Annotated in this window: 17 protein-coding genes; 13 read left to right on the top strand and 4 right to left on the bottom strand. The window is 60.7% G+C overall.

Annotated elements, in window-relative coordinates; genetic code table 11:
* Positions 1–3: 3 nt before the first annotated feature.
* Positions 4–663 (bottom strand): GntR family transcriptional regulator, encoded by a 660-nt coding sequence (locus QRN36_RS21460; protein ID WP_093459498.1) that lies wholly within the window; start codon positions 661–663, stop codon positions 4–6.
* A gap of 286 nt (positions 664–949) precedes the next feature.
* On the opposite strand from QRN36_RS21460, the gene xdhA reads away from it, so the two are divergent.
* The 4 genes from xdhA (at position 950) to guaD (ending at position 7,174) form a co-directional block, all read left to right on the top strand.
* Positions 950–2,422 carry a xanthine dehydrogenase small subunit gene (gene xdhA / locus QRN36_RS21455; protein ID WP_285425905.1) on the top strand — a complete coding sequence of 491 codons (1,473 nt, stop codon included), beginning with the start codon at positions 950–952 and terminating at the stop codon, positions 2,420–2,422.
* Positions 2,415–4,823: a xanthine dehydrogenase molybdopterin binding subunit gene (xdhB, locus tag QRN36_RS21450; protein ID WP_285425904.1), complete on the top strand. Its 2,409-nt coding sequence runs from the start codon at positions 2,415–2,417 to the stop codon at positions 4,821–4,823. The genes xdhA and xdhB overlap by 8 nt, the downstream gene beginning before the upstream one ends.
* Before the next feature lie 176 nt (positions 4,824–4,999).
* On the top strand, positions 5,000–5,851 hold the full coding sequence (xdhC, locus tag QRN36_RS21445; protein ID WP_285425903.1) for a xanthine dehydrogenase accessory protein XdhC: 852 nt from the start codon (positions 5,000–5,002) through the stop codon (positions 5,849–5,851).
* An 18-nt stretch (positions 5,852–5,869) separates the two neighbouring features.
* A complete protein-coding gene (gene guaD / locus QRN36_RS21440; RefSeq protein ID WP_285425902.1) occupies positions 5,870–7,174 on the top strand; it encodes a guanine deaminase in 1,305 nt (434 codons plus the stop codon).
* 173 nt (positions 7,175–7,347) lie between these two features.
* Here guaD and QRN36_RS21435 read toward each other — a convergent pair whose 3' ends face one another.
* Positions 7,348–8,112, bottom strand: a complete 765-nt coding sequence (locus QRN36_RS21435; protein WP_285425901.1) for a GntR family transcriptional regulator — start codon at positions 8,110–8,112, stop codon at positions 7,348–7,350.
* A 345-nt stretch (positions 8,113–8,457) separates the two neighbouring features.
* Here QRN36_RS21435 and QRN36_RS21430 point away from each other — a divergent pair, with 345 nt between their 5' ends.
* Positions 8,458–9,804 (top strand): NCS2 family permease, encoded by a 1,347-nt coding sequence (locus tag QRN36_RS21430; protein WP_285425900.1) that lies wholly within the window; start codon positions 8,458–8,460, stop codon positions 9,802–9,804.
* Between the two features lie 169 nt (positions 9,805–9,973).
* Positions 9,974–10,600: a LysE family translocator gene (locus tag QRN36_RS21425; RefSeq protein WP_285425899.1), complete on the top strand. Its 627-nt coding sequence runs from the start codon at positions 9,974–9,976 to the stop codon at positions 10,598–10,600.
* Between the two features lie 120 nt (positions 10,601–10,720).
* Here QRN36_RS21425 and uraH read toward each other — a convergent pair whose 3' ends face one another.
* Positions 10,721–11,074, bottom strand: a complete 354-nt coding sequence (uraH, locus tag QRN36_RS21420; RefSeq protein WP_285425898.1) for a hydroxyisourate hydrolase — start codon at positions 11,072–11,074, stop codon at positions 10,721–10,723.
* A 372-nt stretch (positions 11,075–11,446) separates the two neighbouring features.
* Here uraH and puuE point away from each other — a divergent pair, with 372 nt between their 5' ends.
* The 7 genes from puuE (at position 11,447) to QRN36_RS21385 (ending at position 18,755) form a co-directional block, all read left to right on the top strand.
* Entirely contained in the window at positions 11,447–12,376 is a 930-nt protein-coding gene (gene puuE, locus QRN36_RS21415; protein WP_285425897.1) for an allantoinase PuuE, read from the top strand.
* On the top strand, positions 12,373–12,888 hold the full coding sequence (gene uraD / locus QRN36_RS21410) for a 2-oxo-4-hydroxy-4-carboxy-5-ureidoimidazoline decarboxylase (RefSeq protein WP_285425896.1): 516 nt from the start codon (positions 12,373–12,375) through the stop codon (positions 12,886–12,888). Before puuE ends, uraD begins: the two co-directional genes overlap by 4 nt.
* A 43-nt stretch (positions 12,889–12,931) precedes the next feature.
* On the top strand, positions 12,932–13,927 hold the full coding sequence (gene alc, locus QRN36_RS21405) for an allantoicase (protein WP_285425895.1): 996 nt from the start codon (positions 12,932–12,934) through the stop codon (positions 13,925–13,927).
* 209 nt (positions 13,928–14,136) lie between these two features.
* Positions 14,137–14,640 carry an ureidoglycolate lyase gene (locus QRN36_RS21400; protein ID WP_285425991.1) on the top strand — a complete coding sequence of 168 codons (504 nt, stop codon included), beginning with the start codon at positions 14,137–14,139 and terminating at the stop codon, positions 14,638–14,640.
* A gap of 48 nt (positions 14,641–14,688) precedes the next feature.
* Positions 14,689–15,993, top strand: a complete 1,305-nt coding sequence (locus QRN36_RS21395) for a urate hydroxylase PuuD (RefSeq protein WP_285425894.1) — start codon at positions 14,689–14,691, stop codon at positions 15,991–15,993.
* Positions 15,994–16,229: 236 nt separating this feature from the next.
* Positions 16,230–17,585 (top strand): nucleobase:cation symporter-2 family protein, encoded by a 1,356-nt coding sequence (locus QRN36_RS21390; protein ID WP_285425893.1) that lies wholly within the window; start codon positions 16,230–16,232, stop codon positions 17,583–17,585.
* Positions 17,586–17,966: 381 nt separating this feature from the next.
* Positions 17,967–18,755, top strand: a complete 789-nt coding sequence (locus tag QRN36_RS21385; protein WP_285425892.1) for an outer membrane protein OmpK — start codon at positions 17,967–17,969, stop codon at positions 18,753–18,755.
* A gap of 75 nt (positions 18,756–18,830) precedes the next feature.
* Here the strand turns inward: QRN36_RS21385 and QRN36_RS21380 are convergent, their stop codons facing one another.
* Complete coding sequence (locus QRN36_RS21380; protein WP_256214402.1) at positions 18,831–19,055, bottom strand: hypothetical protein; 225 nt, start codon at positions 19,053–19,055, stop codon at positions 18,831–18,833.
* Positions 19,056–19,067 lie beyond the last annotated feature (12 nt).

The following is a 19,067-nucleotide window of genomic DNA, read 5'->3' as shown; positions in this document are numbered from 1 at the left end:
GGATCAGCTGGCCGCCAGGGCAGACAGGACCGACTGGCAGCTGCGCTCGGCGTAACAGGTCAGCACCTCGCGGATGCGCGACAGGTCACGGGCGATCACCGCTTCGAGCAATTGGCCGAACAGCGTCAGGTATTCGCTCATCTCGGCTTTGCGTTGCTCCAGCGCCAGGTAGTAGAAACGGCTCATGGAAGGCTGCAGGTTCTCGACGGTTTCTTCCAGATACGGATTGTCGGCGAACGGATAGGCCGCGCGCATGACGTTGAAACTGTCTTCGACGAACCCCTTCACATCCTTGCGCTCGCAGCTGGCGATCAGACGTTGCTGGATTTGCAGGAAGGGCGCCAGATCGGTCTGTTCTTGCCAGCTTCTGGCCACGGCCAGGCCGAGCAGAATGTACAGCTCACTCATCAGCGCGCAGAGGCTGGTGATGTTGTGCGGGGTCAGGACCGACACTTGAGCGCCGCGACGCGGCAGGATGACGATCAGGTGGCGTCGCTCGAGAACCAACAGCGCCTCGCGCACCGATCCCCGACTCACGTTGAGTGCCGCAGTGACCTTCTGCTCCTGAATCCGCTCTCCTGGCTTGAGCTCGCCGCGAATGATCCGCTCCGCGAGGTGATGAGCGATCTGCTCAGCGAGGCTGTCCGGTGCCTTGAACGTCATTTCTTTCCTTTAAATCCAATAGCTGCACACAAGCGGCGCAGTGTATCGCACTGCACACCTGTGGCGCAGGGCCATATGTATGGAAACTGGCACGAAATAAGCAAAACTTTGAGCGTGGTCCCACCCTTTCATTGCACAGCCAGCCCGCCGTTAATCGGCAAGTCGACGGAAATCCACATTTCCTGACTTAAAGGTCAGAAAATTATTGACCCGATAGTCAGAACTGATAGATTCATCGACATGTTCGATTACAAACTTTCTATTACAAGAAAATGAGGCACAACCGGTGATCCAGTTTCTACTGAACCAAGAGCTAAAAACCGAGCATGCTCTGGACCCGAACCTGACGGTGCTCAACTATTTGCGTGAGCACGTGCACAAGTCCGGCACCAAAGAGGGCTGCGCCAGCGGCGACTGTGGCGCGTGCACCGTGGTGGTGGGCGAGCTGTCGACCGATGAGCAGGGCCAGGATCACCTGAGTTATCGCAGTCTCAATTCGTGCCTGACGTTCGTTGCCGCGTTGCACGGCAAGCAGCTGATCAGTGTCGAAGATCTCAAGCACCAGGGTCAGTTGCACAGCGTGCAGCAGGCCATGGTCGACTGCCACGGATCGCAATGCGGGTTCTGCACACCGGGCTTCGTGATGTCGCTGTTCGCGCTGCAGAAGAACAGCTCGCAAGCGGACTCCGACCAGGAAAAGCAGGCTCAGGCCCATGAAGCGCTGGCCGGCAATCTGTGCCGTTGCACCGGTTATCGCCCTATTCTCGCCGCCGCCGGGCAGGCTTGTGGCGGACAGCACAAACCCGACCAGTTCGACGCCCGCCAGGCGCAGACCATCGCCCGCCTCAAGGCCATCAGACCGCAGCAGACGGCCGAGCTGAACAGCGGCGACAAGCGCTGTCTGGTGCCGTTGACCGTCGCCGACCTGGCCGATCTTTACGACGCCTACCCGCAGGCCAGGCTACTGGCGGGCGGCACCGATCTGGCGCTTGAAGTCACCCAGTTTCATCGCACGCTGCCGGTCATGATCTACGTGGGCAACGTGGCCGACATGAAGAAGATCGAGCACTTCGAGGACCGTATCGAGATCGGCGCTGCCACTGCGCTGACCGACTGCTACGAAGCGTTGAGCAGCGAGTACCCGGATTTCGGCGAACTGCTGCACCGTTTCGCGTCGCTGCAGATCCGCAATCAGGGCACGCTGGGCGGTAACATCGGCAACGCGTCGCCTATCGGGGACTCGCCTCCCCTACTGATCGCGCTGGGCGCCAACATCGTCCTGCGCAAAGGCGAGACGACTCGTACGCTGGCGCTGGAGGATTACTTCATCGATTACCGCGTAACCGCGCGTCAGGAAAGCGAGTTCATCGAGAAGATCATCGTACCCAGGGCCAGCGCAAGGCAGGCGTTTCGTGCCTATAAGGTTTCCAAGCGGCTGGACGATGACATCTCCGCCGTCTGCGCGGCCTTCCGTCTACAGGTCGAGAACGGCGCGATCGTCGATGCCCGTGCGGCCTTCGGCGGCATGGCGGCGATCCCCAAACGCGCTGCCCACTGCGAACAGGCCCTGATCGGACAGCCCTGGACATCGGCCACGATCGAACGAGCCTGTCATGCGCTGGAACAGGATTTCACGCCGCTGACGGATTTCCGTGCCAGCAAGGAATACCGCTTGCTGAGCGCGCAGAACCTGCTGCGCAAATACTTCATCGAGCTGCAAACGCCACACATCCAGACGCGGGTGACTGCATATGTCTAACCACCATCCAGCCAAAACCCAGGAAGAACTGGTCGCCCTGTTCCAGCAGGACCTGACCACTGGCGTCGGCCGCAGCGTCAAGCATGACAGCGCCGACAAACATGTGTCCGGCGAAGCGGTTTACATCGATGACCGCCTGGAATTCCCCAATCAGTTGCACGTATACGCGCGCCTCTCCGATCGCGCCCACGCCCGCATCGTCAGCGTCGATGTCTCGCCCTGCTACGACTTTGAAGGCGTGCGCATCGCGATCACCCATGAAGACATTCCGGGCCTCAAAGACATCGGCCCGCTGCTGCCCGGCGATCCGCTGCTGGCCATCGACAAGGTCGAATTCGTCGGCCAGCCCGTGATCGCCGTCGCGGCCCGCGATCTGGAGACCGCGCGCAAGGCAGCGATGGCAGCGATCATCGAGTACGAAGACCTCGAGCCGGTGCTGGATGTCGTCCAGGCCTACCGCGACCGGCATTTCGTGCTCGACAGCCACACTCATCAGCGCGGCGATTCGGCCGTAGCGCTGGAGACTGCACCGAACCGCATTCAGGGCACCTTGCACATCGGCGGCCAGGAACATTTCTATCTGGAAACGCAGATCTCCTCGGTGATGCCCACCGAGGACGGCGGAATGATCGTCTACTGCTCCACGCAAAACCCGACCGAAGTGCAAAAGCTCGTCGCCGAGGTGCTCGACGTGTCGATGAACAAGGTCGTGGTGGACATGCGGCGCATGGGCGGCGGGTTCGGCGGCAAGGAGACTCAGGCCGCGAGCCCGGCCTGCCTGTGTGCGGTGGTCGCGCGGCTGACCGGCCAGCCGACCAAAATGCGCCTGCCGCGCATGGAAGACATGATCATGACCGGCAAGCGCCATCCGTTTTATGTCGAGTACGACGTCGGCTTCGACAATGACGGCCGGTTGCAGGGCATTCAGCTGGAACTGGCCGGCAACTGCGGCTATTCCCCCGACCTTTCAGCCTCTATCGTCGATCGCGCCATGTTCCATGCCGACAATGCTTACTACTTGGGCGACGCGACGATCAACGGTCATCGCTGCAAGACCAACACGGCGTCGAACACGGCCTATCGGGGCTTTGGCGGCCCGCAGGGCATGGTCGCGATCGAGGAAGTGATGGATGCGATCGCCCGGCACCTAGGCAAGGATCCGCTGGCCGTGCGCAAGGCCAATTACTACGGCAAGACCGAGCGCAACGTCACCCACTACTACCAGACCGTCGAGCACAACATGCTCGAAGAGATGACCGCCGAACTCGAAGAAAGCAGCCAGTACGCCGAGCGTCGCAAGGCCGTCATGGCCTACAACGCCAACAGCCCGATCCTGAAGAAGGGTCTGGCGCTGACGCCGGTGAAATTCGGGATTTCCTTCACGGCCAGCTTCCTCAACCAAGCGGGCGCGCTGATCCACATTTACACCGATGGCAGCATTCACCTGAACCACGGCGGCACGGAGATGGGCCAGGGATTGAACACCAAGGTCGCTCAAGTGGTGGCCGAAGTGTTCCAGGTCGACATCGACCGCGTGCAGATCACCGCCACCAACACCGACAAGGTGCCGAACACGTCGCCGACGGCCGCCTCCAGCGGTGCGGACCTGAACGGCAAGGCTGCGCAGAACGCCGCTGAAACGCTCAAACAGCGCCTGATCGAATTCGCGGCGAAGCATTACGCTTGCGACGCAGCGCAGGTCGAATTTCGCAACGGCCATGTGCGGGTGGGCGAGCAGGTCATCAGTTTCGACACCCTCGCGCAACAGGCCTGGATGGGCCAGGTGTCGTTGTCCAGCACCGGCTATTACAAGACACCGAAAATCTTCTATGACCGCAGCCAGGCGCGCGGCCGGCCCTTCTATTACTTCGCTTTCGGTGCGGCGTGCACCGAGGTGATCGTCGACACGCTGACCGGTGAGTACAAAATGCTGCGCACCGACATCCTTCACGACGTCGGCGCCTCGCTGAATCCGGCCATCGACATCGGCCAGGTCGAAGGCGGCTACATTCAAGGCATGGGCTGGCTGACCACCGAAGAACTGGTGTGGAACGCCAAAGGCAAGCTGATGACCAACGGCCCGGCCGGCTACAAGATTCCGGCGGTGGCGGACATGCCGGCGGATTTACGGGTGAAGCTGGTGGAAAACCGCAAGAACCCGGAAGACACGGTGTTTCACTCCAAAGCCGTCGGCGAACCGCCATTCATGCTCGGCATCGCCGCGTGGTGTGCGATCAAGGATGCGGTGGCGAGTCTGGGCGATTACAGGCATCAGCCAAAGATCGACGCGCCCGCGACGCCGGAACGGGTGCTGTGGGGCTGCGAACAGATGCGCAAGCTCAAGGCCGCAGCGCCGGAAGCAGAAGGCGTGGCCCATGAACTGACGGTTTCACCTATTTGATCAGTGGCGTTCGAGCTGACGCCTTCGCGAGCAAGCTCGCTCCCACCGGGAACGATGCAACAGGACCCATCGCATTTCAGCTGGAGGAATGCGCTCCCTGTGGGAGTGAGCTTGCTCACGAATGGGCCGGGAAGGACAAAGAAGATTTGATCGTCTGACGCGATCAGGAGAAACCCATGAACAACTGGATCAGCGCCCTCGCCGAGTTGCAAACCCAGGGCACGCCGTGCGTCCTGGTGACGATCATCGAGGAGCGCGGCTCGACGCCGCGCAATGCCGGCTCGAAAATGGTGGTCAGCGCCGAGCGGATTTTCGACACCATCGGCGGCGGCCATCTGGAATACAAAGCCATGGAAATCGCCCGCGAGCTTCTCGCCAGCGGCAACCAGCAGACGCGTCTGGAGCGGTTCAGCCTCGGCGCCAGTCTCGGCCAGTGCTGCGGCGGCGTGAACGTATTGCTGTTCGAACCGATGGGCCGCCCCCAAGCGCAGATTGCCGTGTTCGGCGCCGGGCATGTGGGCCGCGCGCTGGTGCCGCTGCTCGCCAGCCTGCCCTGCCGGGTGCGCTGGATCGATTCGCGAGAGGCCGAATTCCCGCCACACGTGCCCGATGGCGTCACTCGCATCGTCAGTGAAGAAGTGGTCGACGAAGTGGATAACCTGCCCGCTGGCAGCTACTGCATCGTCATGACCCACAATCATCAACTGGACCTGGAACTGACCGCCGCCATCCTCACGCGCGGCGACTTCGCCTGGTTTGGCCTGATCGGCTCCCGGACCAAGCGCGCAAAATTCGAACACCGCTTGCGTGACCGCGGCTTCGACCCGGCACTGGTGCAGCGGATGCGCTGCCCCATGGGTCTGGCGGAAGTGAAAGGCAAGCTGCCGATGGAGATTGCCGTGTCCGTGGCCGCCGAGGTGATTGCAACGTATAACGCCCGTTTCGGGCTCGAGGGCGAGGAGCGGCGTGCTACGTCAGAACCCGTTGCCAAGCTCATGCCTGTCTCGCGACGCAGCCAGGTTTCCTGAATAAAAGTGAATCTTGAAATGACCATTGAAAAGAAAGCCTACCGCGCCGCCATCGTTCATAGCCTGGACGACCCTGCTCAGGTCGCTGTCGACGCGTCCTACGAGTATTTCGAAGACGGTCTGATGATCGTCGAGGACGGCCGGATCATTGCGGTAGGAAATGCCGCAGACCTGCTGGGCAGTCTGCCGCGCGAGGTCGAAGTGCTGACCTACACCGACGCCCTGATCACTGCCGGTTTCATCGACACCCACATCCATCTGCCACAGACCGGAATGGTCGGGTCCTACGGCGAACAGTTGCTGGACTGGCTGAACACGTACGTTTTCCCGTGCGAAAAACAGTTTGCCGACCCCGCGCATTCGGCCGAAGTGGCGGACATCTTTCTCAAGGAATTGCTGCGTAACGGCACCACCACGGCGCTGGTGTTCGGCAGCCGGCACAAAGAGTCGGTGGACGCGCTGTTCAGCGCCGCGCAGAAGCTCAACCTGCGGATGATCGCCGGCAAGGTGATGATGGACCGCAATGCCCCGGATTACCTGGTCGACACGGCTGAATCCAGCTACCTGGACAGCAAGGCGCTGATCGAGCGCTGGCATGGCAAGGGGCGTCTGCATTACGCGGTTACGCCGCGCTTCGCCCCGACCAGCACGCCGGAGCAGCTGACGCTGGCCGGGCAACTGCTGACCGAATACCCGGACTTGTACATGCAGACCCACATCAGCGAAAACCTGAAAGAGGTCGAGTGGGTCAAGGCGCTGTTCCCGGAGCGCAAGAATTACCTGGATGTCTACGACCATTTCAACCTGCTGGGCGAGCGTTCGGTGTTCGCCCACGGCGTGCATCTTTGCGATCAGGAATGTCAGCGCCTGGCTGAAACCGGGTCAGCCGTCGCCTTCTGCCCTACTTCCAACCTCTTTCTGGGCAGTGGCCTATTCAACCTGCCGATGGCAGAAAGGCACAAGCTCAACGTAGGACTGGGCACCGACGTGGGCGCCGGTACCAGCTTCTCGATCCTGCAGACGCTGAACGAAGCCTACAAAGTGATGCAATTGCAGGACGCCAGGCTGAGCCCGTTCAAATCCCTGTACCTGGCCACGCTGGGCGGTGCGCGAGCGCTTCGGCTGGACGACCGGATAGGCAACCTGCAAGAAGGCACCGAAGCCGACTTCGTGGTGCTGGACTTCAACGCGACACCGCTGCTGTCGTACCGGATGAAACAGGCGACCAGTATCGAGGAGAAGCTATTCGTATTAATGACACTGGGCGATGACAGGACGGTCAGCGAGACCTACTCGGCGGGGGTACGGGTGCATAAGCGCTGAGGCATCCGTGGGGCGTCCTGGAGATGATGATCGTTCCCACGCTCTGCGTGGGAACGCCCGTCTCGACGCTCTGCGTCTGTTTTGGACGCGGAGCGTCTAGGGATGCATTCCCACGCGGAGCGTGGGAACGATCAAACTGAACTTAGTGCGAGCTGATCCACTGAGTAGCGCGCTCAAACAGCTGTACTGCGCCCCGATTTCTTCTTCGGCAGCATCAGGTGCGAGAACACGGCGTGGAGGTCATCCGAGGCGCTGTCTTCGTCCAGGTTGAGCTTGCTGTCGATGTGATCCATGTGGTGCATCATCAGGTTCACCGCCAGCGCCGCGTCGCGCGCTTCGATGGCATCGATCAATTGCGTGTGTTCGTCGTACGAACAGTGCGAGCGGTTGCCGCTTTCGTACTGCGCGATGATCAACGAGGTCTGGGAAACCAGGCTGCGCTGGAAGCTGATCAAGGGCGCGTTCTTCGCCGCTTCGGCAAGCTTGAGGTGGAACTCGCCTGACAGCCGGATGCCCGCCCCACGGTCGCCCCTGGAAAAACTGTCGCGCTCATCGCTGACCATCTTGCGCAGCTCGTTGAGCTGTTCAACGGTGGCGTGCTCGACTGCCAGCTCGGTGATGGCCTTCTCGACCATACGGCGGGCGAAGAACACCTGCCGCGCTTCCTCGACGCTTGGACTGGCGACCACCGCCCCACGGTTCGGACGCAGCAAGACCACGCCTTCGTGAGCCAGACGCGAGAGCGCGCGGCGGATGATGGTGCGACTGACGCCGAAAATCTCGCCCAGCGCTTCTTCGCTCAGCTTGGTGCCGGGCGCAAGGCGCTGCTCGAGAATGGCTTCGAAAATATGGGCGTAGACGATGTCGTCCTGGGTCCCGCTGCGACCTGCCTTGGCCGTGCGCGGTTGTTTCTTGAGGGGTTGCAACTGATCGTTCATGGGCACTCGTGAGAACTGAATCCGGCACCTGGGCCGTGACCGTGATCGCTGATGGGCAAATCAATAGCAGATATCGCCGCAAAGTCACAGTAAAAGTAATGGCGCATTGTACACAGTGTGCAAAGTCTGCACAGGCCCCGCCCCGATGGGCCGTTATGCACACAATCGGCAAAATCCCCGAAACAAAACAGAAAACATTATTTGCATTATTTGTATACAAACGCATAATTCGCCCGTGCACGTTTCTGACCTTTCAGTCAACAAATCAGCCTGGCGGGTCGTCACACACCACGGAGCAGTTACCGGCTCTGAAAAAAACAACAAAGACGCCCGAGGAATTTCACTGTGGAAACTCGCAAACCCGAAGCCACGTCGCTGGACCTCACACCCGCGCGCACCGGTCTGCTTGAACGCATCTTCAAGTTGAGCCTGCACCGGACCACCGTCAAAACCGAGCTGCTGGCGGGCCTGACAACCTTCATCACCATGGCCTACATCATCTTCGTCAACCCCAACATCATGGCCGACGCCGGGATCGACCATGGTGCCGCCTTCGTCGCCACCTGCATCGCCGCCGCGATGGGTTGCCTGTTGATGGGCCTGTACGCCAACTGGCCGGTAGGCCTTGCGCCAGGCATGGGCCTGAACGCGTTCTTCACCTACACCGTGGTCGGCACCATGGGGTACAGCTGGGAAACGGCGCTGGGTGCGGTATTCGTGTCCGGCGTGATCTTCATGTTCCTCACGCTCTCGCGCATTCGCGAATGGCTGCTCAACAGCATTCCGGTGAGTCTGCGCTTTGCCATGGGCGCGGGTGTGGGCCTGTTCCTCGGCCTGATCGGCCTGAAGACCGCCGGCATCGTCGTCGACAGCCCGGCCACGCTGATCCGGCTCGGCTCGCTGCGTGAGCCCGGCCCACTGCTGGCGGCGGTGTGTTTTCTGATGATTGCAGTGCTCAGTTATCACCGTGTGTTCGGCGCGATCCTGATCAGCATCATCACCGTGACGCTCGCCGGCTGGGGTCTGGGCCTGGTGCATTACAACGGGATATTTTCGACCCCGCCCAGCCTGGCGCCCACCTGGATGGCGATGGACCTGGCGGGTGTGCTCAACGTCAGCATGATCAGCGTCGTACTGGCATTTCTGTTCGTGCACATGTTCGACACCGCCGGCACGCTCATGGGTGTCGCACAGCGCGCCGGTTTGGTGCGTGAAGATGGCCGGATCGAGAACCTGTCCCGGGCCTTGAAGGCTGACAGTGCGTCGAGCGTGTTCGGCGCGATGGTCGGCGTGCCGCCTGTCACCAGTTACGTGGAAAGCGCCTCGGGCGTGGCGGCCGGGGGTCGGACTGGTCTGACCGCCGTGACGGTCGGCGTGCTCTTCGTGGCAGCGATGTTCTTCGCCCCGCTGGCTGGCATGATTCCCGCTTATGCGACGGCGGGTGCCTTGATTTACGTGGCCATGCTGATGATGGGCGGTATGGCGCATATCGATTGGGAAGAAGCGACTGAAAGCATCCCGGCCATTGTGACCGCGATCATGATGCCGCTGACCTTCTCGGTGGCCGACGGGATTGCGCTGGGTTTCATCACCTATGTGGTGTTGAAGGCCGGAACCGGGCGGCACCGGGAAATCTCGGTCAGCCTGTGGGTGCTGTGCGCGATTTTCATTGCCAAGTTTGTGTTTTTGTAAACCCGCGAATACCCAACTGCAGGAGCGTGCTTGCCCGCGATACGTCATCTCAGCCAAGGATCTGGTGACTGGAAGAACGCAATCGCGGGCAAGCGCGCTCCTACAAGGGTTCTGCAATAACGCCGGAAGGCGTTTTTGCTTTTCTGACGTTCGACAAGGAGAAACCTGCATGCCTCTGGAAACCTGGCTGCTGTTCAGCGGCGCTGCGCTGGTGGTGATTCTGATTCCCGGCCCGCTGTCACTGCTGATGATCGGCAACAGTCTGAATTACGGCCTGCTGCGCTCGTATCCGGCGTTCCTCGGCGGGGTTTGCGCATCGATCTGCCTGCTCAGCGCGTCGGCACTGGGGCTTGGCGCGCTATTGATGGCCTCGGAGCAGCTGTTCAGCGCGCTGAAAATCGTCGGCGGTCTGTACCTGTTCTATCTCGCCTGGCAGAGCTGGAAGCAATCGCGCCTGCCGGAGCGTGGCGCGCAGGTGCCGGACGCGGTGGTTCATCCGGGTTTTGCCGCGCTGTTCGGGCGGGCTTTTGTACTGGGCGCCAGCAATCCCAAGGACATCCTGTTCTTCGCCGCGTTTCTGCCGCAGTTTCTCAAGGCGGATCAGCCGTTTCTGGGTCAGTTGATCACCGTGATCGTGACCTGGACGGTGCTCGATCTGGCCTGCAAGTTGTTCTACGGCCTTGGCGCCCAGGGTGCCGCGCGCTACCTGCGTACCGGCAAAGGGCAAAGCTGGTTCAACCGCATCAGCGCAGGGTTGTTCGGCACGGCCGGAACGGCGGCGTTGATCAGTCACTGATGAACGGTGGAGCGCGGCGGGCAGGAAGCGTCGTCGCGGTTTTCGCCAGGCGAAAAAAAGCCCGCAGTGTGGGGCGGGCAAGAGCAACAGGGGCAAACGTGCAGCGGTTTGAAGTGGATGTTAACTGCCGCGATATGTGGAGTAGCTGTAAGGCGAGATCAGCAGCGGGACGTGGTAGTGATCCTGCCGGGCGTCGATGCCGAAGCGCAGCACCACTTCATCGAGAAACGCCTGATCACCCAGGGTCACGCCCTTGCCACGGTAGTAATCACCGGCGAGAAACTGCAGCTGGTAGACGCCTGAGCGGTACGCCTCACCTTGCAGCAACGGTGCATCGCATCGACCGTCGCTATTGGTTGTCGCCTCGGCGATTTTCTCCAGGCGTTCGCCTTCGACCCGATAAAGGGCGATGCGGATGCCGCTGCCCGGGCAGCCGTGCGCGGCGTCCAGCACGTGTGTGGTCAGTCGTCCCATGGCTTGTCAGTGCCTCGCTTGATGGTTGGAGTCAGGAATCGCACCCTTTCAGTGCCTGACGGGTGCGAGCGATGAGCAATTAAGACACTTTAGATTTAAATTGTACACAATAAAAATGACTTTTCACTCGGGCTGGAACCGTCAGACAGTGAACCCCCTGAAATCCCTGCTGTTGCTGACGCCATTGAAGTTTCCGCAGAGATCCTGACCACTCAGGCAAGTTTATTGCAGTGACATACGGCAGTCGAAAAGCGAAAAAACAGGCTTACAAACCGCAAATAAAGTTGTATACAATCTATCCATCGCAGCGGCGGCCATCGTCAAGCACTGACGGCCACTGCAACAGACAACACGTAGATAAGGAAGATTGCAGTGAGCGCCGACTATCCACGCGACCTGATCGGTTACGGCAGTAACCCGCCCCATCCTCAATGGCCAGGCAACGCCCGTATCGCGTTGTCGTTCGTGCTCAACTACGAGGAAGGCGGCGAGCGCAACATTCTGCACGGCGACAAGGAATCCGAAGCGTTCCTGTCCGAGATGGTCGCGGCGCAGCCCCTGCAGGGCCAGCGCAACATGAGCATGGAATCGCTCTACGAATACGGCAGCCGCGCCGGCGTCTGGCGCATCCTCAGATTGTTCAGGCAATTCGATATCCCGCTGACCATCTTCGCCGTGGCCATGGCCGCGCAGCGTCACCCGGACGTGATCCGCGCGATGGTCGACGCCGGTCACGAAATCTGCAGCCACGGCTATCGCTGGATCGACTACCAGAACATGGACGAGGCGCAGGAAAAAGAGCACATGCTCGAAGCGATCCGCATCCTGACCGAACTCACCGGTGAACGCCCGCTGGGCTGGTACACCGGCCGCACCGGCCCGAACACTCGCCGGCTGGTGATGGAAGAAGGCGGCTTTCTGTACGACTGCGACACTTACGACGACGACCTGCCCTACTGGGAGCCGAACAACCCGACTGGCAAGCCGCATCTGGTGATCCCGTACACGCTGGACACCAACGACATGCGCTTCACCCAGGTGCAGGGTTTCAACAAGGGCGACGACTTTTTCGAGTACCTCAAAGACGCGTTCGACGTGCTGTACGCCGAAGGTGCCGAGGCGCCGAAGATGCTCTCCATCGGCCTGCATTGCCGCCTGATCGGCCGCCCTGCCCGTCTGGCGTCGCTGCAGCGCTTCATCGAATACGTCAAAGGTCACGAGCAGGTCTGGTTCGCCCGTCGCGTCGAAATCGCCCGCCACTGGCAGGCCGTTCATCCTTTCCAGTCGCAGGTGAGCCAATGAGCCGTTTCCAGAGCCTGACGCCTTCGGCCTTGAGCCGCGAAGCGTTCATCGAGGCGTTTGCCGACATCTACGAGCATTCGCCCTGGGTCGCGGAACGCGCCTGGGACCTGGGGCAAGGCGCGGACCTTGACGATGTCCAGACGCTGCATGCCCGAATGAGCGACATCCTGTCGAGCGCCGATCACGCCACGCAACTGGCGCTGATCAACGCTCACCCGGACCTTGCCGGCAAGGCTGCCGTGCAGGGCCAACTGACCCAGGCAAGCACCGATGAGCAGGCTGGCGCCGGTATTCACCAGTGCACGCCCGATGAGTTTGCACGCTTCACCGAACTGAACGAAGCCTACAAAGCCAAGTTCGCGTTCCCCTTCATCATGGCGGTGAAAGGCAGCAACCGGCATCAGATTCTCGCAGCCTTCGAGACGCGCATTCACAACTCGGCAGACGTCGAGTTCGCCTGTGCGCTGGCCGAGATCAACAAGATCGCCCTGTTTCGCCTGCAAGCCCTCTGACCGCCCTCTCCCACGCCACTGACCAAAAAGGCAGACAAAAAGAATGAAAGCTTACGCCGTACCCTTCGAAAAATTCGTCAACCTGGCCGACGCGCGCCTGGGCACCAAAATCCTTTCCGTCACCGACGACTGGTTCGCCGACGCCAACCGCCTGTTCCAGCCCACCCCGGCGGTGTGGAAAGAAGGCGTGTTCGACGACAACGGCAAGTGGATGGACGGCTGGGAATCGCGCCGCAAGCGTTTCGAAGGCTATGACAGCGCCGTGATTCGTCTGGGCGTGGCGGGCTCGATCAAGGGCGTGGACATCGACACCTCGTATTTCACCGGCAACTACCCGCCATCGGCCTCGCTGGAAGCCTGTTTCCTGGCTTCGGGCGAGCCGGACGACAACACCGTATGGACAGAAGTGTTGCCCGCTGTCGAGCTCAAGGGCGACAGCCATCATTACCACGAAATTTCCGACACTCAGGCGTACAGCCACCTGCGTTTCAACATTTATCCGGACGGTGGCGTGGCGCGCCTGCGCGTGTATGGCGTGCCGCACCGCGACTGGTCGGCGGTGGGCGACAACGAACAGATCGACCTGGCCGCCGCCTTGAATGGCGGCCGTGCGCTGGCCTGTTCCGATGAACACTTCGGCCGCATGAGCAACATTCTCAACCCGGGCCGTGGCGTGAACATGGGCGACGGCTGGGAAACCGCACGTCGCCGCACGCCAGGCAACGACTGGGTGATCGTGGCGCTGGGTCATGCCGGCGAAGTGGAGCAGATCGTCGTCGACACCTTGCACTTCAAGGGCAACTACCCGGACAGCTGCTCGATCCAGGCGGCGTTCGTCAAGGGCGGCACCGACAGCCAGATCGAAACCCAGAGCCTGTTCTGGCGCGAACTTCTGCCGAGCCAGAAGCTGGAAATGCACGCCGAGCACACGTTCGTCGAACAGATCAAGGCGCTGGGCCCGATCACCCACATCCGCCTGAACGTATTCCCCGACGGCGGCGTGAGCCGCTTGCGGGTGTTGGGCAAGGTGGCGAAGTAATGCTGAGTCTGTAGGAGCGTGGCTTGTCCCGCGATCTGTCGCGAAGCGACAGTAATATCGGCAAATTCGGTGTATCAGACCGACCGCATTTCTCGGATTTACAACGACTGCGTCGCCGATCGCGGGACAAGCCGCGCTCCTACAGAAGATCGCGTAAAGACAAAAACTGCTGTGTTTTCATTTACGAATTTCGAGAAAGAAGAACCCGCATGCGCACACTGATTATCGAGCCGTTGACCAAAGAAGCCTTCGCCCCTTTCGGTGATGTGATCGAAACCGATGGCAGCGATCATTTCATGATCAACAACGGCTCGACCATGCGCTTCCATCGTCTGGCGACCGTTGAGACGGCAACGCCGGACGACAAGGCGATCATCAGCATTTTCCGCGCCGACGCGCTGGACATGCCGCTGACCGTGAGCATGCTGGAGCGCCATCCGCTGGGCAGTCAGGCCTTCATTCCGCTGCTCGGCAACCCTTTTCTGGTCGTGGTCGCGCCCTGTGGCGATGCACCTGAACCAGAGTTGACCCGCGCCTTCATCACCAATGGCAGGCAGGGTGTTAATTACCATCGCGGCGTCTGGCACCACCCGGTGCTGACGATCGAAAAGCGGGATGACTTCCTGGTGGTTGATCGCAGTGGCAGTGGCAATAACTGCGATGAGCATTTCTTCGAAGAGAGTCAGAAGATGATTCTCGATCCCCACTTATAAGAAAGGGCCTTAGCGTCCGTAAGTGACGACAGGCAAACGGTAAAGACTGTGGCTGCACATCTGATGGAATGGCTGAATCTGGGCGTGCGCTGGATTCACATGATCGTCGGGATCGCCTGGATCGGCGCATCCTTTTACTTCGTCTGGCTGGAGAACAACCTCAATCGCGCCAACCCGCGCGACGGTCTCTCGGGTGATCTGTGGGCGATCCACGGTGGCGGCATCTACCACCTGGAAAAATACAAGCTGGCGCCTCCGACCATGCCGGACAACCTGCACTGGTTCAAATGGGAAGCCTACTGGACCTGGATGTCGGGCATCGTGCTGCTGTGCATCGTGTTCTACTCCAACCCCACCCTTTACCTGCTCGCCCCCGGCAGTACGCTGAGCGGCGGCGAAGGCATCGCCATCGGCGTCGGCGCGCTGATCGCCAGCTGGTTCATCTATGACCTGCTCTGCGATTCGCCGCTGGGCAAAAGGCCTGGCCTGCTGGGCCTGGTGCTGTTCGTGCTGGTCATCGGCGCCTGTTACGGGTTCAGTCAGGTGTTCAGCGGGCGCGGCGCTTATCTGCACACTGGCGCAATCATCGGCACGATCATGGTCGGCAACGTGTTCCGCATCATCATGCCGGCACAACGCGCGCTGGTCGCGGCAATTGCCGAGAACCGCACGCCGGATCCGACGCTGCCTGCCAAAGGCCTGCTGCGTTCACGGCACAATAACTACTTCACCCTGCCGGTGCTGTTCATCATGATCAGCAACCATTTCCCAAGCACCTACGGCAGTCAGTACAACTGGCTGATCCTGGCCGGTATCGCGGTGGTGGCGGTGGTCGTGCGTCACTATTTCAACACGCGCCACAACAGCCACAAGTTCGCCTGGGCGTTGCCGGTCGGCGCGCTGGGGATGATTTGCCTGGCTTATGTCACCGGTCCTGCGCAAATGCCTCGTGGTCCGGAAGTGGCGAAGATCGAATACCAGCCATTGCCTGCGACGGCCATTGGCGGCCATCGCGCCGATGAGCCGAAACCGGAAGTGGCGCCTGCCCCTGCCGCTACGGCCGCCGAGCCCGCACAAGCCAGCGCCGGTGGAGTGGACTTCGAGAAGGTCCACAGCGTCATTCAGGAACGCTGCGCGGTCTGCCATTCGGCCAAACCGACCAGCCCGCTGTTCAGCAGCGCGCCGGGCGGCATCATGTTCGACACCCCGCAACAGATCCAGCAACTGGCCCCGCGCATCCAGGCCCAGGCCGTGACTGCGCAGATCATGCCGCTGGGCAACATCACCCAGATGACCCAGCAGGAACGTGATCTGCTGGGGCAATGGATCGACAAGGGGGCGCAGACGAATTAAACAGCCGAGCCACGCGCTCAGTGTAGGAGCGTGGCTTGCCCCGCGATCGGCGACGCAGTCGTCGTAAAGTCAGCATCCCGGTTCTGCCTGACACACCGCGCTTGCCGATTTTACGGCTGCTGCGCAGCCGGTTGCGGGACAAGCCTCGCTCCTACCGTAAATGTGCTCAACGAAGGCCCCACCGCCCAGCCGCAACGGGCGTACTCAAAAAACAAGAACAAAATCCGAGGTGTTGCATGTCCGAGTCAACTCACGCGCGCATCCCTGCTGCGCCACCACGACAGCCCCTGCCACTGATGCAACTGATGCTGGTGGGCCTGCAACACGTCCTGTTGATGTACGGCGGCGCCGTTGCGGTGCCGCTGATCATTGGCCAGGCCGCTGGCCTCTCACGGGAAGAAATCGCCTTTCTGATCAACGCCGATTTGCTCGTCGCCGGCATTGCCACGGTCGTGCAGTCGCTGGGCATCGGCCCACTGGGCATCCGAATGCCGATCATGATGGGCGCAAGCTTTGCCGCTGTTGGCAGCATGGTGGCGATGGCCGGGATGCCCGGCGTGGGCTTGCCGGGTATTTTCGGGGCGACCATCGCCGCCGGCTTCTTCGGCATGCTGATCGCGCCGTTCATGTCGAAAATCGTGCGCTTCTTTCCACCGCTGGTGACCGGCACAGTCATCACCTCCATCGGCCTGTCGCTGTTTCCGGTGGCGGTGAACTGGGCGGGCGGCGGCAACAAGGCGGTGAGTTTCGGCGATCCGCTTTACCTGGCCGTCGCCGCGCTGGTGCTGCTGACCATCCTGCTCATCAACCGCTTCATGCGCGGGTTCTGGGTCAACATCTCGGTGCTGATCGGCATGGGCCTGGGCTATGTGCTTTCCGGCCTGATCGGCATGGTCGACCTCAGCGGACTGGCGCAGGCCGAGTGGGTGAAAGTGGTCACGCCGCTGCACTTCGGCATGCCGCAATTCAGCCTCGCGCCGATTCTTTCGATGTGTCTGGTGGTGGTGATCATCTTCGTCGAGTCCACCGGCATGTTTCTCGCGCTGGGCAAGATCACCGACCGGGAAGTGACACCCGGCATGCTCCGCCGCGGCCTGCTCTGCGATGCCGCAGCGTCGTTCCTGGCGGGTTTCCTTAACACCTTCACACACTCTTCCTTCGCCCAGAACATCGGGCTGGTACAGATGACCGGCGTGCGCTGCCGTTCGGTGACCATTGTCGCGGGTGGTTTTCTGGTGGTCCTCAGCCTGCTGCCCAAGGCGGCGTATCTGGTGGCCTCGATTCCTCCGGCGGTGCTGGGTGGCGCGGCAATCGCCATGTTCGGCATGGTCGCTGCCACCGGGATCAAGATTCTTCAGGAAGCCGATATCTCCGACCGGCGCAATCAGTTGCTGGTGGCCGTGAGCATCGGCATGGGCCTGATCCCGGTGGTGCGACCTGAATTCTTCAGCCAGTTACCCGGCTGGATGGGCCCGATCACCCACAGCGGCATCGCCATGGCGACTTTGAGCGCGGTTCTGTTGAACCTGCTGTTCAACGTCCTGGGCGGCGCCGAGCGCGCGGCCATGGCAGGACCCTTGCACTCGCACTGATCGGCAACGCATGCGTGCCCTGTTTTCGAACCCGGTGCTCTGTCGCAGAGCACTTGAGGGTTGTCGCGCGAGTCAGTATCCTCCGCCGCCGCTCAAACGCCGCTCGAAAACAAAGGTCCCGCGACCTACAACAATATTCTGACTGAACGGACAAGTTACCGCTCAGCCGCTGCGCCCTCGAAATGGCAACGAAACACCCTGGAATCGACTGTTTTCCAAACAGACGACGAGACTTTTTTGTCTTTTTTCAGGGCCTTGGCTCAGCTCTTGCTAACTTTATGAAGCTGACCAAACAGACAACTTATTCAGCCGCAATCAAGGCGCCGGAACAGAGCGCCGTTTATTAGAAAACAACGACTTTTCATTCAAGGGAGTAATTGCATGAACCGTACGCTTTCCAGCCTGATGGCCGCCGGTAGCCTGCTGGCCGCCGCTCCGGCGATGTCTGGCGATCTGCTGCAGTGGCAGAGCAACAGCCTGACTTACCTTTATGGCAAGAACTTCGCCGTGAACCCGGACGTTCAACAGACGTTCACGTTCGAGCACGCAGACAGCTGGAAGTACGGCGACAACTTTATCTTCCTGGACTACATCAATTACAACGGCAAAAAAGATTCGGGCTTGGGCAACGCCTCGACCTACGGCGAAATATCGCCGCGCCTGTCTTTGGGCAAAATCTTCGACCAGAAGTTAGAACTCGGCCCGATCAAAGATGTGCTGCTGGCGACCACGTACGAGTTTGGTGAAGGCGATGTGGAGTCCTACCTGATCGGCCCTGGCTTTGACTTGAACCTGCCTGGCTTCGATTACTTCCAGCTCAACTTCTACAAGCGTTACACCGACGGCCACCGCGCAGGCTACGGCGCCTGGCAGATCACGCCGGTCTGGTCCTACACCATTCCGGTGGGCAAGTCGGACATCCTGATCGACGGTTTCATGGACTGGGTGGTGGACAACAAACAGTCCAACACGCACGGCGACTACCATTCCAACCTGCACTTCAACCCGCAGATCAAGTACGACCTGGGCAAGGCGATGAACCTGGCCGACAGGCAACTTTACGTGGGGATTGAATACGATTACTGGAGCAACAAGTACGGGATCAACGACACCCGTTACTTCGATACCGATCAGAACACGGCAAGCTTTCTGTTGAAGGTGTTTTTCTGATGATTCGCTGTATTGATGGCGACTGACGCCATCGCCATCGCGGGCAACTCACGCCCGCGAGAGCGAAGGCTCAGGTCAGGGATGACCTTCCCACGGCATGGGTTTGCCCGCGCGGACCTTGGCATTGAGCGAGCGCAGCAGGTCCAGAGGATCACGGTCTTTCATCGCATGGCTCTGCTCATCGACCCAGGACATCACCTGTTGCCGATCGAGCGTCGGTCGGCGATGGAGGATTTCGACGAGTTGCCGCTCACAGTGCTGGGCGTAGGCAACCACGCTGGAAAACAAAGGGCTGTTCATACGGTCGACACC

It is taken from the genome of Pseudomonas sp. efr-133-TYG-103a, from assembly GCF_030209235.1.
In the GTDB taxonomy this organism is placed as follows: domain Bacteria; phylum Pseudomonadota; class Gammaproteobacteria; order Pseudomonadales; family Pseudomonadaceae; genus Aquipseudomonas.
Note: the sequence above shows the minus strand (reverse complement) of the source record. Positions and strands in the feature narration are given on the sequence as shown.

Coding starts and splice junctions, on each gene's coding strand:
- QRN36_RS21460 (WP_093459498.1), bottom strand. CDS start 663: ATGACGTTCAAGGCACCGGACAGCCTCGCTGAGCAGATCGCTCATCAC.
- xdhB (WP_285425904.1), top strand. CDS start 2,415: ATGTCTAACCACCATCCAGCCAAAACCCAGGAAGAACTGGTCGCCCTG.
- xdhC (WP_285425903.1), top strand. CDS start 5,000: ATGAACAACTGGATCAGCGCCCTCGCCGAGTTGCAAACCCAGGGCACG.
- guaD (WP_285425902.1), top strand. CDS start 5,870: ATGACCATTGAAAAGAAAGCCTACCGCGCCGCCATCGTTCATAGCCTG.
- QRN36_RS21435 (WP_285425901.1), bottom strand. CDS start 8,112: ATGAACGATCAGTTGCAACCCCTCAAGAAACAACCGCGCACGGCCAAG.
- QRN36_RS21425 (WP_285425899.1), top strand. CDS start 9,974: ATGCCTCTGGAAACCTGGCTGCTGTTCAGCGGCGCTGCGCTGGTGGTG.
- uraH (WP_285425898.1), bottom strand. CDS start 11,074: ATGGGACGACTGACCACACACGTGCTGGACGCCGCGCACGGCTGCCCG.
- uraD (WP_285425896.1), top strand. CDS start 12,373: ATGAGCCGTTTCCAGAGCCTGACGCCTTCGGCCTTGAGCCGCGAAGCG.
- alc (WP_285425895.1), top strand. CDS start 12,932: ATGAAAGCTTACGCCGTACCCTTCGAAAAATTCGTCAACCTGGCCGAC.
- QRN36_RS21400 (WP_285425991.1), top strand. CDS start 14,137: ATGCGCACACTGATTATCGAGCCGTTGACCAAAGAAGCCTTCGCCCCT.
- QRN36_RS21390 (WP_285425893.1), top strand. CDS start 16,230: ATGTCCGAGTCAACTCACGCGCGCATCCCTGCTGCGCCACCACGACAG.
- QRN36_RS21385 (WP_285425892.1), top strand. CDS start 17,967: ATGAACCGTACGCTTTCCAGCCTGATGGCCGCCGGTAGCCTGCTGGCC.
- QRN36_RS21380 (WP_256214402.1), bottom strand. CDS start 19,055: ATGAACAGCCCTTTGTTTTCCAGCGTGGTTGCCTACGCCCAGCACTGT.